Raw genomic sequence first — 14,784 nt, 5'->3', positions numbered from 1 at the left:
CGGGGGCGGGCGGCCCGCCCCCGTACACGGCCGGTCGGCTCAGCCGATGGCGTTCTCCACACCCTTCCGCGCGTTCGACCACGCCTTCTCCGGTGACGTGCCCTTGCGCTCCACCTCGCTCAGCGCGTTGGTGATCTGGTCGGCGACGTTCTTGTCGTGGACGCCGAGCACCTGCACCGGCGCCGCCTTCGCCGCGTCACCGAAGATCCGGCCGATCGGCGCGCCCGAGAAGTACGGGTCCGTCGCCGTCGCGACCTGGGCGATGGCGCCGGTCGAGGAGGGGAAGTTCCCCTGTTTCCTGAAGAGCGTGGCCTGCTGCGCCGGGGCGGTGAGCCACTGGATCAGCTCGTACGCCTCCTTCTTGTGCTTGGCCGCGCGCGGGACGGTGAGGTACGAGCCGCCCCAGTTCCCGGCGCCGCCGGGGAGCTTGGCGATGTCCCACTTGCCCTTGCCGGCGTCCCCGGCCTGGCCCTTGATGTAGCCGAGCATCCAGGCGGGGCAGGGGAGCGTGGCGAAGGAACCGGCGGAGAACGCCTGGTTCCACTGCGGCGACCACTGGTCCAGCTTGGCGCTCAGCCCCGCCTTCGCCGCCTTGGTGGAGGTCTCCCAGGCATGCTTCACGGCGGGGTTGTCCGCGTAGATCAGCGTGCCCGACGCGTCGTAGTAGCGCTCCTTCTCCTGGCCCACCATGACCGTGTAGAGACTGCCGACGCTGTCCAGCCAGGCGCTCTTGGCCGGGGCCTTGGCCCGGTACTGCTCGCCCAGCGCCAGGTAACCCTCCCAGGTGGACCACTTGCGCGCCAGTTCGGTGCGGTCGGTCGGCAGTCCGGCCTGCTGGAGGAGGTCGGTGCGGTAGCACATGGCCTCGGGGCCGACGTCGGTGCCGAGGCCGAGGATCCTGCCGTCCTTGGTGGTCGCCGCCGACCAGGTGGCCGGGGCGAACTCGCCCTTCAGCCTGTCCGCGCCGTACCTCGTCAGGTCCTCGAACTTGTCCGCCTGCTGCTGGGTGACCGACGCGATCCGGCCGACCTCGACGGCCTGGACGTCGGCGAGCCCGCCCCCGCCGGCGAGCCGGGTCTGCAGCGACTTCCAGTAGTCCTGCTCGTCCTCGGTGTCGGTCTGCTTGATCGTGACGTTCGGGTGGAGCTTCTCGTACGCGGCGTACAGCCCGGCCTCCTTGTAGCCGAACGAGCCGAAGAGGTCGACGGTGATCGTGACCTTTCCGCCCGCGCTGTCGGAGGCGCCGCCGGACCCCCCGGATCCGCAGGCGGCGAGGAGTGCCCCGGCGAGGGCGACCGCGCCGAGGCGGCGCATACGGGCGGCGGCGCTCCTGGCGGCTCGGGCAGTGGGCATGGGAAGCCTCCCTTGGCTTCGGGGTCCGTCGAGAAACGCTCGTCGGCGCGCTGGTGGCCCACCGCTTGAGAGCGCTCTCAGGAATGCGTCAGGAGCGTGCCTCCCCGGCGCGCTCCCCGTCAAGAGTCGAACACGTAACAGCTCGGTGGCGCGATGGAGTTGCCCCCCGGATTCAGGAGCCTTACGCGGAGGCGCGCAGGACGAGCTCGGTCGGTGTGATCACCGGCTCGGGGTCCTCGCCGTCCAGGGTGCGCATCAGGAGCCGTACCATCAACCGGCCCATTCCCTCGATGTCCTGACGGACCGTCGACAGGGGCGGGTCGGTCGCCTCGGCCACCTGCGGCATGTCGTCGAAACCGACGAGCGCCACGTCCTCGGGCACCCTCCTGCCGTGCTCGCGCAGCACGCCGAGGGCCCCCGACGCCATCAGGTCGTTGGCCGCGAACACGGCGTCGAGGTCGGGGCGCCGCGCCAGGAGCCCGGCCATCGCCCGTGCCCCGCTCTCCTCCGTGAACGCGCCGAAAGCCATCAGGTCCGGGTCGGAGTCCGGCAGTTCGTCCCGGTATCCCTCCAGTCGGTCCAGGGCGGACGTCTGGTCGCGCGGCCCGGTGATGTGGGCGATCGTCCGGCGGCCGAGCGAGCGCAGATGGCGCACGGCGGCCCGGGCGCCGCCCCGGTTGTCGCAGTCGACGTAGGGGACCGGCGGCTCGCCCGCCGGGGCCGTCCACCCAGGGCGGCCGCCGAACACCGTCGGCACCTGGACCCGGCGGACGATCGCGGGCAGCTGGTCGTCGGTGTGGAGCGAGAAGGCGAGTGCGCCATCGACATGGCCGCCGCCCAGATACCGGGCGATCCGCTCCTGGTCGCCGGGGCCCTCCACCCAGAGGAGCACCAACTGGGCGTCGTGGGCGGTCAGCTCACGGCTGATGCCCCGCACCTGCTGCTCGAAGAAGGGGTCGGAGAAGATCCGGAACTCGGGCTCCGCGATGATCACGGCGACGGCACCGGTGCGCCGGGTCACCAGGGTCCTGGCGGCGTGGTTGGGGATGTAGCCGAGCTCCTCGACAGCCTGGCGGACCTTCTCCACCAGGACCTCCCGGACCCCGGCGCCGCCGTTGACGACACGGGAGACCGTCGCCCGGGACACTCCGGCGCGCGCGGCGACGGCTTCCAGGGTGGGACGCGTCCCGGACGTCGGTTCGCTCAAGGCCGGCTCCTCACGGGGCGTGGACACGGGTATGACCACGGTGGACGACGCTGCTGACAGGACGAGGGTAACGGTTGGCCTCTGCACGGGAACCGGACGGGGAAAGCGCTCTCAAGGGGTGGGCCCCACGCGTCCGTGTCCCGCCCGGGGGAGCGGGACACGGACGCGGCCTACGGCATCAGTGCTCGTGGTCGTGGATGGTGTTCGTCTCCGCGATCTTCTTCCAGGACTTCGGCTCCACGGGCCGCGAGGTCGCGTCGGCGGCTGCGGAGCGCGCCGCCACCCCCGCTTCGGCCGCCGCCGGGGCCGCCGGCTTCACCGGCTGGTAGAGCCAGGTGTCGAAGAGGCCGGCCAGCGGCTTGCCCGAGACCCGCTCCGCGTACGCCACGAAGTCGGCGACCTTGGCGTTCCCGTACGCGAACTCCGTCGGCCATCCCTTCAGGACGGCGAAGAAGTCCTCGTCACCGATCTCGTTGCGGAGCGCCTGGAGCGCCAGGGCGCCCCGGTCGTAGACGGCGATGTGGAACTGGTCGTCCGGGCCCGGGTCGCCCGGCTTCACCGTCCAGAACGGGTCGTCGGCCGCGCGGGAGGCGTAGACGTGGTCGGCCAGCTCCTGGGCGGTGCCCTCGCCCTCCTTCTCCGACCAGAGCCACTGGCTGTAGCGGGCGAAGCCCTCGTTGACCCAGATGTCCTTCCAGCGGTCGACCGAGACGCTGTCGCCGTACCACTGGTGCGCGAGTTCGTGCACCACCACGGAGACGTTCGCCCCGTTGGCGAACTGCCGGGGGCTGTAGAACGGCCGGGTCTGGGTTTCCAGGGCGTAGCCGCTGGTCACGTTGGGGACGTAGCCGCCGAGCGCGTTGAAGGGGTACGGTCCGAAGACCCCCTCCAGCCACTCCGCGACCTCGGCCGTGCGCTCGACGCTGGCCCGCGCCGCGCCCGCGTTGTCGCCGAGGTCCTTGCTGTACGCGTTGAGGACCGGCAGTCCGTTGGCCGTCCTGTCGGTCGTGATGTCGAACTTCCCGACGGCGAGTGTGGCCAGATAGGTCGCCTGCGGCTTGTTGGACCGCCAGTTGTAGCGGGTCCAGCCGAGCCGCGACGACTGCGACTGGAGCACGCCGTTGCTGATGGCCTGGGTGCCGTCCGGCACGGAGACCGAGACATCGAAGGTGGCCTTGTCCAGTGGATGGTCGTTGGACGGGAACCACCAGGCGGCGGAGTCCGGCTCCTGCGCCGCGACGCCGCCGTCGGGGGTGCGGTGCCAGGCGGTCCAGCCGCCGATCCTCACCTCGGACGGCTTGCCCGCGTACCGCACGACGACCGAGATGGAACGATTCTTCTCCAGCGGGGCCGCCGGAGTGATCTCCAGCTCCTGCTCGCCGGAGGTGGTGAACCTCGCCTTCGTGCCGTTCACCCGCACCTCGCTGACCCTCAGTCCGAGGTCGAGGTTGAAGCGGGAGAGGTTCTGCCTCGTCGTGGCCAGGATCGTCGCCGTGCCCTCCAGGAGGTCGGTGGCGGGCTGGTACCTCAGGCGCAGGTCGTAGTGGGAGACGTCGTAACCGCCGTTGCCACTGGCGGGGTAGTAGGGATCGCCGATGCCCGGGGCGCCCGGGACGTAGTCGGCCGCCGATGCCGGGATCGCCAGCAGGACGGAGGCCGCGAGAGCGCTCGGAACGATGAGTCTGCGGTGCACAGGGGCTCCAAGTCGTCAGAAGCGTAAGACGTGCGGGTGGTCGTCGGTCCTTATCGACACTATTCAGAACCCCGACGGGCCGTCATGTCCATGGGCCCCACCGACACATGATCGCCATTCGGCCGACATGAACCACCCGCACCTCGGCTCCCGATCGCACTCTTTTGCTCAGGAGTCGACGGCGGTACGTTCCGCCCCATGCCGATACGTGTGCGGAGAACCCGCAGAGCCCGTCTGTCGTGCAGAACCCTCGTGACGGCCGCCGCGGCCGCCCTGACCACCGCGCTCCTCACCCCGTCCGGAGCCCAAGGCGCCCCCGTCGTACGGGAGTCGGCGCCCGTTCACTCCTACGCCGACGCGATCCGGGAGTCGGTCTGGGTGGACACCGGGCTCGACGGCGACGGGGACGGACGGGCCGACCGGGTCGCCGCCGACATCATCCGGCCCCGCGAACCCGCGGCGGCCGGCCGGAAGGTCCCGGTCATCATGGACGCCAGCCCGTACTACGCCTGCTGCGGACGGGGCAACGAAAGCCAGAAGAAGACGTACGACGCCGACGGCGACCCCGTCCGGTTCCCGCTCTTCTACGACAACTACTTCGTCCCTCGCGGCTACGCCTTCGTCGCCGTCGACCTGGCCGGCACCAACCGCTCCGACGGGTGCGACGACGTCGGCGGCCGCTCCGACGTCCAGTCCGCCAAGGCCGTCGTCGACTGGCTGAACGGCCGCGCCCGGGGCTACACCTCCCGCACCGGCCACGAGCGCGCCCGCGCCACCACCTGGTCCACCGGTGACGTCGGCATGATCGGCAAGAGCTGGGACGGCACCGTCGCCAACGGAGTCGCCGCCACCGGGGTCGAAGGGCTCAAGACGATCGTGCCGATCGGCGCGATCTCCTCCTGGTACGACTACTTCCACTCGCAGGGCGCCCCGCTCTACAACGCCAACCCGAGCTGGCTCTCCGACTACGTCAACAGCCCCGAGGCGAGGGAGCGTTGCGGCGCCGTCCAGGACCGCATCACGGCCGCCACCCCCTACAGCGGCGACTGGACCCCCGCCTGGACCGAGCGCGACCACGTCCGGGACGCCGGAAAGGTGAAGGCCAGCGTCTTCGTCGTACACGGGCAGCAGGACCTGAACGTCCGCGCCAACCACTTCGGCCAGTGGTGGGACGCCCTCGCCGCCCACGGTGTGGAGCGCAAGATCTGGCTCTCCCAGACCGGCCACGTCGACCCCTTCGACTTCCGCCGCGCCGACTGGGTCCGCACCCTGCACCGCTGGTTCGACCACTACCTCCTCGGCCACGAGAACGGCATCGACCGCGAGCCGATGGCCGACATCGAGCGCGCCCCCGACCGCTGGTCCACCGACCGGTTCTGGCCGCCGCGCACCACCGCACCGACCGAACTGCGCCCCGGCGAGGGCGCCGCGCCGGGCGTCGGCACCCTCGGCCGGACACCGGCCCCGCCCGGAGCCGCCGAGACCTTCACCGACGACCCGGACCTCGGCGAGAACGACTGGGCCGCCCGGATCGACAGCCCCACACCGGCCAAGGCCGGCTTCGTCACCCGTACGCTCACCCGGGACCTGCGGCTCTCCGGCTCCTCGCGAGTGACCGTCACCGCCACCCCGACGACAGAGACGGCCCACCTGACCGCCGTCCTCGTCGACCTCGGCCCGGACACCATCCGCGACTACGCGGCACCCGGCGAAGGCATCACCACGCTCACCGAACGCACCTGCTGGGGAGCGAGCACGAGCGGCGACAGCGCCTGCTTCAAGGAGACGAAGGCGCGTACGGCGGACGTCGGCCACACGGTCGTCAGCCGTGGCTGGGCCGACCTCGGCACCTGGGCCGACCCCAGGAAGGGCCGTCCGCTGACCCCCGGCACGGCGTACACCGTCACCCTGCGGCTCGCGGCGACCGACCACGTCGTCCCGGCAGGCCACCGGCTCGCCCTCATCATCGGCGGCACGGACAAGGACCTCCTCGACCCGCCCTCGACCACCCCGACGCTCATCCTCGACCTCGCCCGTACATCGGCCAGGCTGCCGCTGGTCGGCGGCCCCGCGGCCTTCGCGCGGGCGACCGCCGGCCCCGCCCAGGGGCGCCCGGCGCCGGCCGAGAAGGCGCCGGCCGGGCTGACCGCGCCCCAGCGTTCCGGCCACCCGATCCCCGGGGAGACGCGATGACCCGCACACAGAACCGCCGTTCCCGGCGCACACTCACCCTCGCGGTGACCGCCGTCGCCCTCGGCCTCCCGCTCGTCACCGTCCCCGCCGAGGCCGCCGACACCCCCGCGGCCGCCCCACCGCCCCGCACCGGCTTCGAGACGAGCGACGGCGCCCACTGGACCACGGAGGCGGGAGAGAGCGCCTTCCTCGCGGCGGTCGACCGCGGCAGCGACCGGGTCTCGGTGCGCTCCGTGGGCACGACGAAGCAGGGCCGCCCGATCCGGCTCGTGACCGTCGGCGCGGGCGGCGCCGCCCGCACCGGCATGACCGTGCTGCTGATCTGCGCCCAGCACGGTGACGAGCCGTCGGGCCGGGAGGCGTGCCTGAGCACCGTCCGCGACCTGGCGTACGCCCGGGACGAGAAGACCCGGCGCTTCCTCTCCCGTACCACTGTCCTCGTCGTCCCCACGGCCAACCCCGACGGCCGGGAGGCCGACACCCGGGGCAACGCCGACGGCGTCGACATCAACCGCGACCACATCGCCCTGAAGACCGCCGAGGGGCGCGCGCTCGCCGCCGTCATCCGCGACCGGCGCCCCGAGCTGGTCCACGACCTGCACGAGTACGGCGGCACCTCGCCGTACTACGACAAGGACCTGCTCGCGCTCTGGCCCCGCAACCTCAACACCGACCGGCGCGTCCACGACGAGGCGCACACCCTGTCGGAGTCGTACGTCCGGCCGGCGGCCGCGGCGGCGGGCTTCAGCAGCGGCGTCTACGGCATCTGGACCGACCCCCGCACCGGGAAACCGATCAGGCAGGTGGCGGGCGACGGCCAGGAGCGCATCCTGCGCAACGCGGCCGGCGTCAAGCACGCCGTCGGTCTGCTCGTCGAGACCCGGGTCGAGGCGCTGGACGAGGCGGGGGAGAACGACCGCGCCCGCGACCAGCGACGCCGCGTGCACACCCAACTCGCCGCCCTGAAGGGGACCGTCGCCTTCGTCGAGGAGCGGCGCGGACGGATCGCCGCGGCCACGGCGGCGGCCCGGGCCGCCGGGTTCGCCGACCGGGGCCCGGTCCTGCTCGGCGGCGCCGACAACGATCCGGCCGAGCCCGCCGAGATCATCGAGAACCCGCCGTGCGGATACCGCCTCGACGGCGGGCAGTACGCGCAGTTCGGCGACGAGCTCGCCCTGCACGGGATCACCGTCCGCCGAGGTGGTGACGGCTGGGTCGTACCGCTGCGGCAGTCGCACCGCGCCCTCGTCCCGCTGCTCCTCGACGCCCGGGCGACCTACCGGCTCACCACCGCGCAAGCCGTGGAGGTCTGCTGATCCGCCGACGTCCGTCCCACCCGCGGTACCGCGTGACGGAGAAGGAGCGCTTCTCCCGTCGTACGTGAAAGTGCTGTCCGTGCCGCAGGGCGAACCCCAGGGACAACGGCCGGCCGGACATACCGTCCGGCCGGTCAGGGATCCGGGAGCTCAGGGCCGGACCGATCCGGCACCCGCGCACCCGCGCACCCCGGCCTCCACGAAGGGTCCGGCCGCGGCTGACCTAGGATTCATCTCCTGATGACTGCCACTCTCGTCGCCAAGGACCTCGCCGCCGGCCACGGCGAACGCTCCCTCTTCGCCGGACTCGACCTCGTCGTCGCCCCCGGCGACGTCATCGGCCTCGTCGGCGCCAACGGCGCCGGCAAGTCGACACTGCTGCGGCTGCTCGCCGGGCTCGACACGCCCGAGGACGGCGAGCTGAGGCTCTCCCCGCCCACCGCCACCGTCGGCCACCTCCCGCAGGAGCCGGAGCGGCGCGAGGGCGAGACGGTGCGGGAGTTCCTCGCCCGTCGCACCGGTGTGGCCGCCGCCCAGACCGCCATGGACGAGGCCACCCAGGGCCTGGTCGACGGCGCGCCCGGCGCCGACGACGCGTACGCCGTCAGCCTGGAGCGCTGGCTCTCGCTCGGCGGCGCCGACCTCGACGAGCGCGCCGAGGAGGTCGCCGCCTCGCTCGGCCTCACCGTCGGCCTCGACCAGCCGATGACCTCCCTCTCCGGCGGCCAGGCCGCCCGCGCCGGACTCGCCTCCCTCCTCCTCTCCCGGTACGACGTCTTCCTGCTCGACGAGCCCACCAACGATCTCGACCTCGACGGTCTGGAGCGGCTCGAGTCCTTCGTCCAGGGGCTGCGCGCCGGCACGGTCGTCATCAGCCACGACCGCGAGTTCCTCACCCGTACGGTCACCAAGGTCCTGGAGCTGGACCTCGCCCAGCAGCAGATCACGCTGTACGGCGGCGGCTACGAGGCCTACCTGGAGGAGCGGGAGACCGCCCGCCGCCACGCCCGCGAGGGCTACGAGGAGTACGCGGGCCGGAAGGCCGCCCTGGAAGCACGCGGCCACATGCAGCGGTCCTGGATGGACAAGGGCGTCAGGAACGCCCGCCGCAAGGCCACCGACAGCGACAAGCTGGGGCGCAACGCCCGCAGCGAGGCCAGCGAGAAGCAGGCCGCGAAGGCCCGCCAGACCCAGCGGATGATCGAGCGGCTGGACGTCGTCGAGGAGCCCCGCAAGGAGTGGGAGCTGCGGATGGAGATCGCCGCCGCGCCGCGCTCCGGCTCGGTGGTGGCGACCCTGCGCGCGGCGGAGGTCCGGCGCGGCGACTTCCGCTTCGGCCCGGCCACCCTCCAGATCGACTGGGCCGACCGGGTCGCCATCACCGGCGCCAACGGCGCCGGCAAGTCGACCCTGCTCGCCGCACTCCTCGGCCGCCTGCCGCTCGACTCCGGCGACGCGGTTCTCGGCTCGGGCGTCGTCGTCGGCGAGGTCGACCAGGCGCGCAAGCTGTTCCACGGCTCGGAATCCCTCCTCGACGCGTTCTGCGCGGCCGTGCCGGAGACCGAGCCCGCGGAGGTCCGTACGCTGCTCGCCAAGTTCGGCCTCAAGGCCGAGCACGTCCTGCGCCCGGCGACGACGCTCTCCCCGGGTGAGCGGACCCGCGCCGCCCTCGCCCTCCTCCAGGGCCGGGGGGTGAACCTGCTGGTCCTGGACGAGCCGACCAACCACCTGGACCTGCCGGCCATCGAGCAGCTGGAGTCCGCCCTCGACTCGTACACCGGGACGCTGCTCCTGGTCACCCACGACCGGCGGATGCTGGACGCCGTCCGCACGACCCGCCGCGTCGAGGTCGCGGACGGCAAGGTGACGGAAGTCTGATGGGCGTCATGGCGGGGCTGCACCGTGGCGATCCAGGGCGTGAACTGTACGAGTACGGCTATCCGCGGGATGTGGCGGTGGCCGCCGGGGCCGACACCTCGGAGACCGTCCCCGTCCTGACGGACGGCGCATTCCTGGAGGCATCATGACCGACCTGCTGACCCGGCTCACCGAGATGCTGGACGACCTCGACGCCGACGTCGACGAGACGATCGACCTGGCCGACGAGATCGCCGCGTCGGGCGACGCCGCGCTCCTCCCACGGCTCCAGGCCGAGCTGGACCGCGCCCTCACCGAACAGAACGCCTACGCCCGGGAGCTCCTCGGCGGCGTCCTCGCCGCGATCGGCGGCCCGGACGCCCTCCCGGCGCTGCTGCGGGCCTCCTCCGTCGACCTCGGCGACGACCATGACGCCCTGGCGACCGAGATCGTCGACGTGGTCCGATCCGCCCCGGACCGCTCCCGCACGGTCCTGGGCCCCCTGACGGAGGACGACGACCTGGGGGTCGCCAACCGCGCGGAATGGGCCCTGCGCTTCCTCCCGACCGACGAGAAGCCGTAGGTCCTGTCCGGAAAGTCCCGTCCGGGCGGTGACGCCCGCACGCGCTCGACAGAAGGGCCCGGCCTTCCGGCCGGGCCCGTCCGTGTCAGCGGCCGCGTCGCCCGCCGCCTCCCTCGCCGAGGAGGCCCGCCTTGCGCAGGGCGTCGGCCATCGCGCTGTTCGACGGGGCCGCGGCCTGCGAGCGGCCCCGGTCACCGCCACCGCCGCCACCGCCGCCACCGCCGCCACCGCCTCCACGGCGCTGCTGCGGCGGCCGTCCGCTCCGTTCCTTGCGGGGCTGCGGCGCCGGCTCCGCCGTCGCCGTCGCCTCGTCGTCCAGCCGCAGCGTGAGCGAGATCCGCTTCCTGGGGATGTCCACGTCCATCACCTTCACCCGGACCACGTCCCCCGGCTTCACCACGTCCCGAGGGTCCTTCACGAACGTCTTCGACATCGCCGACACATGCACCAGGCCGTCCTGGTGCACGCCGATGTCCACGAACGCCCCGAACGCCGCCACGTTCGTGACCACGCCCTCCAGGAGCATCCCCGCCGCCAGGTCGCCGATCTTCTCGACGCCCTCCTTGAACGTGGCCGTTTTGAACGCGGGCCGCGGGTCACGCCCCGGCTTCTCCAGCTCGCGCAGGATGTCGGTCACCGTCGGCAGACCGAAGGTCTCGTCCACGAAGTCGTCGGCCCGCAGCGACCGCAGCACACCCGTGTTGCCGATCAGCGACGCCACCTCCCCGCCGACCGTCTTCACCATCCGCCGGACCACCGGGTACGCCTCCGGGTGCACCGACGACGCGTCCAGCGGGTCGTCGCCGCCCCGGATCCGCAGGAAGCCCGCACACTGCTCGTACGCCTTCGGACCGAGCCGCGCCACGTCCTTCAGCGCCTTGCGCGACCGGAAGGGGCCGTTGGCGTCCCGGTGCGCCACGATGTTCTCGGCGAGCCCGGCGCCGATGCCGGAGACGCGCGAAAGCAGCGGCGCGGAGGCGGTGTTGACGTCGACGCCGACGCCGTTCACGCAGTCCTCGACCACCGCGTCCAGCGACCGCGAGAGCTTCACCTCGGACAGGTCGTGCTGGTACTGCCCGACCCCGATCGACTTCGGGTCGATCTTCACCAGCTCGGCCAGCGGGTCCTGCAGGCGCCGGGCGATCGAGACGGCGCCGCGCAACGACACGTCCAGGTCCGGGAGTTCCTGCGACGCGAACGCCGACGCTGAGTACACCGACGCGCCCGCCTCCGAGACCATCACCTTGGTGAGCTTCAACTCCGGGTGCTTGGCGATGAGTTCGGCGGCGAGCTTGTCCGTCTCGCGCGAGGCCGTGCCGTTGCCGATGGCGACCAGTTCGACCGCGTGCTCCTTCGCGAGCCGCGCGAGCCTCGCCAGCGACTCGTCCCACCTGTTCGCCGGGACGTGCGGGTAGATCGTGTCGGTGGCCACGACCTTGCCCGTGGCGTCGACGACGGCGACCTTCACCCCCGTACGGAAGCCGGGGTCGAGGCCCAGCGTCGCCCGCGTCCCGGCCGGGGCCGCGAGCAGCAGATCCCGCAGGTTCGCCGCGAAGACCCGTACCGCCTCGTCCTCCGCCGCCGTACGCAGCCGCAGCCGCAGGTCGATCCCCAGGTGGACCAGGATCCGGGTCCGCCAGGCCCAACGGACCGTGTCCAGGAGCCACTTGTCCCCCGGACGCCCCCGGTCGGCCACACCGAAGCGCGAGGCGACCATCCCCTCGTACGAGGAGGGGCCGGGCAGCTCCGACGGCTCCTCCGGCTCCAGCTCGAGGGAGAGCACGTCCTCCTTCTCGCCGCGCAGCATCGCGAGGATCCGGTGCGAGGGCAGCGCGGTGAACGGCTCGGCGAAGTCGAAGTAGTCGGCGAACTTCGCGCCCGCCTCCTCCTTGCCCTCCCGTACCTTCGCGACCAGCCTGCCCCGGCCCCACATCCGCTCGCGCAGTTCGCCGATCAGATCGGCGTCCTCCGAGAACCTCTCGGCGAGGATCGCCCGGGCCCCCTCCAGCGCGGCGGCCGCGTCGGCGACCCCCTTGTCCGCGTCGACGAAGGCCGCCGCGGCGGCCGCCGGCTCCACCGACGGGTCGGCGAGCAGCCCCTCGGCCAGCGGTTCCAACCCGGCTTCGCGGGCGATCTGCGCCTTGGTGCGGCGCTTGGGCTTGAAGGGGAGGTAGATGTCCTCCAGGCGGGCCTTGGTGTCGGCCGCCAGGATCCGCGCCTCCACCTCCGCCGTCAGCTTCCCCTGCTCGCGCACGGAGTCGAGGACGGCGGCCCGCCGGTCCTCCAGCTCCCGCAGATAGCGCAGCCGCTCCTCGAGCGTGCGCAGCTGCGCGTCGTCGAGCATCTCGGTCGCTTCCTTGCGGTAGCGCGCGATGAACGGCACGGTCGAGCCGCCGTCGAGCAGCTCGACGGCCGCCCTCACCTGTCGCTCGCGTACGCCGAGTTCCTCGGCGATCCTGCTTTCGATGGACGTCGTCACGGTGTCCCGACTCGCCTTCTCGTGCCTCAAGCTTGCGAGTGCATTGTGCCGGGTCGGTCACCGGATCGCCGCACGCGCCCCGTCCGCGCGCGGCGAGGCGCCGCGCGCGGGGACGGACCCGTGCTCCGGGCCGGTCAGCCCTTGCCGGTGAGGTCGTCGGGGAACGCGCCCGCGCCCACCGCCGTGACGAGGAAGCCCCGACCCAGCTCCGTCAGGCGTTCCACCCCGGCCGCGCCCAGGTGCTCGTACGGGGCCGCGTCCAGCCGGTCCGTCTCGGCCTCGACGGACTCGCGCAGTCCGGCGCCCGCCTCCGTGAGCTCGCCCTCGGCGTCGATCAGCCCCCGCTCCCGAAGCCGCTCCCGCGCCGCGTCCCAGTCGGCGCGCTGCCAGCCGCGGCTGCCCAGGGCCCAGCGCGGGTTCATGCCCTTGCCGGTGGCGGTGTGGCTGACCAGGGCCTCCAGTGGGTCGAGGCCGGCGGTCAGCAGGGCGGCCAGATGTCCGTCGCCCCGGTGCTCGCGCAGCAGCGTGGCGGCGTGCCAGTACCTCAGGTGCGGCTCGCGCGGCACCGGCAGGTCGGCGTTGGCGGAGTACAGCGGCCGGGCGTGCCGGGTGCAGGCCTCGGTCGCGCGCAGCGCCAGCTCGGCGGCCTCCGCCATCTCGGGCGACGCGATGGCCTCCTCGCCCAGCAGCCGGCGCAGGGTGGCGTCGGCGGTGCGCAGCCGGGCGTCCAGGACGGCCGCCGGGGCGGCGGTCTCCCAGACGGCCGGCAGGTGCCGCGCGAGGAGATCGACGTTGTAGTTGGAGAAGGTCGCGGCGACCGTCCCGGCGCCCACCGCCCCGAGCGCGGCGGCGCGCGCCGCCAGCCGCATGGCGGACGGGTCCCGGAAGCCGAGGGCCGCGAACTCGCGGTCGAGGTCCGGCGAGAAGTAGAGGGTCGAGTGCAGCGGGTTGAGGGCGTTGTGGCAGCGGCGCCCCGCGCGCGGCGGCAGAGAAGTCGTCATGCCCGCACGTTACCGACTGGTCGGTACGACGGGAACCGCCGGGCCCCCGATGGCAGGAAAGGTGGGGTACTCGTCATTGCGGCCGTCCCCCGCCGCGCGAAGGATGAGGGCATGACACAGCGACTCGTCCTCGTCGTCCTCTTCGACGGCGTGCAGAGCCTGGACGTGACCGGACCGGTGGAGGTGTTCGCCGGCGCCGGCCGCTTCGACGGGGGAAGAGCCGGGACCTACCCGATCCGTACCGCCTCGCTCGGCGGAGCCCCCGTCCGTACGCACAGCGGACTGCGGCTGCTGCCGGACTCCACGCTCACCGAGGCCGTCGCGGCCGGGCCCCCGCACACCCTGCTCGTCCCGGGCGGCGAGGGCACCCGCGAGCCGGATCCGCGGCTGATCGCATGGCTGGGCGAGAACGCCCCGCGCGCCGAGCGGCTGGTCTCCGTCTGCACCGGGGCGCTGCTGCTCGCCGAGGCCGGGCTCCTCGACGGGCACCGCGCGACCACGCACTGGGTGGCCTGCGACCATCTCGCCCGCTGCTATCCCGAGGTCGAGGTCGATCCGGACCCGATCTTCGTCAGGGACGGAAGGCTCTCCACCTCCGCCGGGGTGACCGCGGGCATCGATCTGGCGCTCGCTCTGGTCGAGGAGGACCTGGGCCGGGACGCGGCGCTCGCCGTCGCCCGCCATCTCGTCGTCTTTCTGCGCCGCCCGGGCAACCAGGCGCAGTTCAGCGTCCAGCTCGCCGCCCAGACCGCCCGTCGGCAGCCGCTGCGCGAGCTCCAGCACTGGATCACCGAGCACCCCGAAGGGGACCTGTCCGTCGAGTCCCTGGCCGCCCGCGCGCGGCTCTCGCCCCGCCATTTCGCCCGCGCGTTCCACGCGGAGACCGGTACCACCCCCGGCCGCTACGTCGACCGCGTCCGGCTCGAACACGCGCGCCGGCTCCTGGAGGACTCCACCCACGGAGTCCAGGAGGTGGCCAGGGCGGCAGGCTACGGCACGCCCGAAGCCATGCGCCGCGCGTTCGTCAAGGCGCTCGGTACGGCCCCGGCCGACTACCGCCGCCGCTTCCACGCCCCCGTACACCCCACCAGCCGATAGGGAC

General features: G+C 72.9%; 11 protein-coding genes. 6 read left to right on the top strand and 5 right to left on the bottom strand.

Annotated elements, in window-relative coordinates:
• Positions 1-39: 39 nt before the first annotated feature.
• The 3 genes from ACWDX6_RS06460 to ACWDX6_RS06450 form a co-directional block, all read right to left on the bottom strand.
• Positions 40-1,353, bottom strand: a complete 1,314-nt coding sequence (locus ACWDX6_RS06460) for an extracellular solute-binding protein (RefSeq protein WP_451483807.1) — start codon at positions 1,351-1,353, stop codon at positions 40-42.
• Between the two features lie 181 nt (positions 1,354-1,534).
• Positions 1,535-2,560: a LacI family DNA-binding transcriptional regulator gene (locus ACWDX6_RS06455; RefSeq protein WP_451483806.1), complete on the bottom strand. Its 1,026-nt coding sequence runs from the start codon at positions 2,558-2,560 to the stop codon at positions 1,535-1,537.
• A gap of 178 nt (positions 2,561-2,738) precedes the next feature.
• On the bottom strand, positions 2,739-4,253 hold the full coding sequence (locus ACWDX6_RS06450; RefSeq protein ID WP_451483805.1) for a M1 family metallopeptidase: 1,515 nt from the start codon (positions 4,251-4,253) through the stop codon (positions 2,739-2,741).
• A 198-nt stretch (positions 4,254-4,451) separates the two neighbouring features.
• On the opposite strand from ACWDX6_RS06450, the gene ACWDX6_RS06445 reads away from it, so the two are divergent.
• From ACWDX6_RS06445 to ACWDX6_RS06425, 5 genes are all read left to right on the top strand, one after another.
• A complete protein-coding gene (locus tag ACWDX6_RS06445) occupies positions 4,452-6,446 on the top strand; it encodes a Xaa-Pro dipeptidyl-peptidase (RefSeq protein WP_451483804.1) in 1,995 nt (664 codons plus the stop codon).
• The gene (locus ACWDX6_RS06440) at positions 6,443-7,762 is read left to right on the top strand and encodes a M14 family metallopeptidase (RefSeq protein ID WP_451483803.1); all 1,320 of its coding nucleotides are present in this window, start codon (positions 6,443-6,445) and stop codon (positions 7,760-7,762) included. Before ACWDX6_RS06445 ends, ACWDX6_RS06440 begins: the two co-directional genes overlap by 4 nt.
• 240 nt (positions 7,763-8,002) lie before the next feature.
• Positions 8,003-9,640: an ABC-F family ATP-binding cassette domain-containing protein gene (locus ACWDX6_RS06435; protein WP_451483802.1), complete on the top strand. Its 1,638-nt coding sequence runs from the start codon at positions 8,003-8,005 to the stop codon at positions 9,638-9,640.
• Positions 9,640-9,789 carry a hypothetical protein gene (locus ACWDX6_RS06430; protein ID WP_451483801.1) on the top strand — a complete coding sequence of 50 codons (150 nt, stop codon included), beginning with the start codon at positions 9,640-9,642 and terminating at the stop codon, positions 9,787-9,789. The genes ACWDX6_RS06435 and ACWDX6_RS06430 overlap by 1 nt, the downstream gene beginning before the upstream one ends.
• Complete coding sequence (locus ACWDX6_RS06425) at positions 9,786-10,202, top strand: hypothetical protein (RefSeq protein ID WP_451483800.1); 417 nt, start codon at positions 9,786-9,788, stop codon at positions 10,200-10,202. Before ACWDX6_RS06430 ends, ACWDX6_RS06425 begins: the two co-directional genes overlap by 4 nt.
• An 85-nt stretch (positions 10,203-10,287) precedes the next feature.
• Here ACWDX6_RS06425 and ACWDX6_RS06420 read toward each other — a convergent pair whose 3' ends face one another.
• On the bottom strand, positions 10,288-12,681 hold the full coding sequence (locus ACWDX6_RS06420) for a Tex family protein (protein WP_451483799.1): 2,394 nt from the start codon (positions 12,679-12,681) through the stop codon (positions 10,288-10,290).
• A gap of 134 nt (positions 12,682-12,815) precedes the next feature.
• Entirely contained in the window at positions 12,816-13,682 is an 867-nt protein-coding gene (locus tag ACWDX6_RS06415) for an SCO6745 family protein (RefSeq protein ID WP_451483798.1), read from the bottom strand.
• Between the two features lie 111 nt (positions 13,683-13,793).
• On the opposite strand from ACWDX6_RS06415, the gene ACWDX6_RS06410 reads away from it, so the two are divergent.
• Positions 13,794-14,780 (top strand): GlxA family transcriptional regulator, encoded by a 987-nt coding sequence (locus tag ACWDX6_RS06410; RefSeq protein WP_451483797.1) that lies wholly within the window; start codon positions 13,794-13,796, stop codon positions 14,778-14,780.
• Positions 14,781-14,784 lie beyond the last annotated feature (4 nt).

It is taken from the genome of Streptomyces sp. NPDC003027 (assembly GCF_053591435.1).
This window is presented reverse-complemented; position numbering and strand designations above follow the sequence as displayed.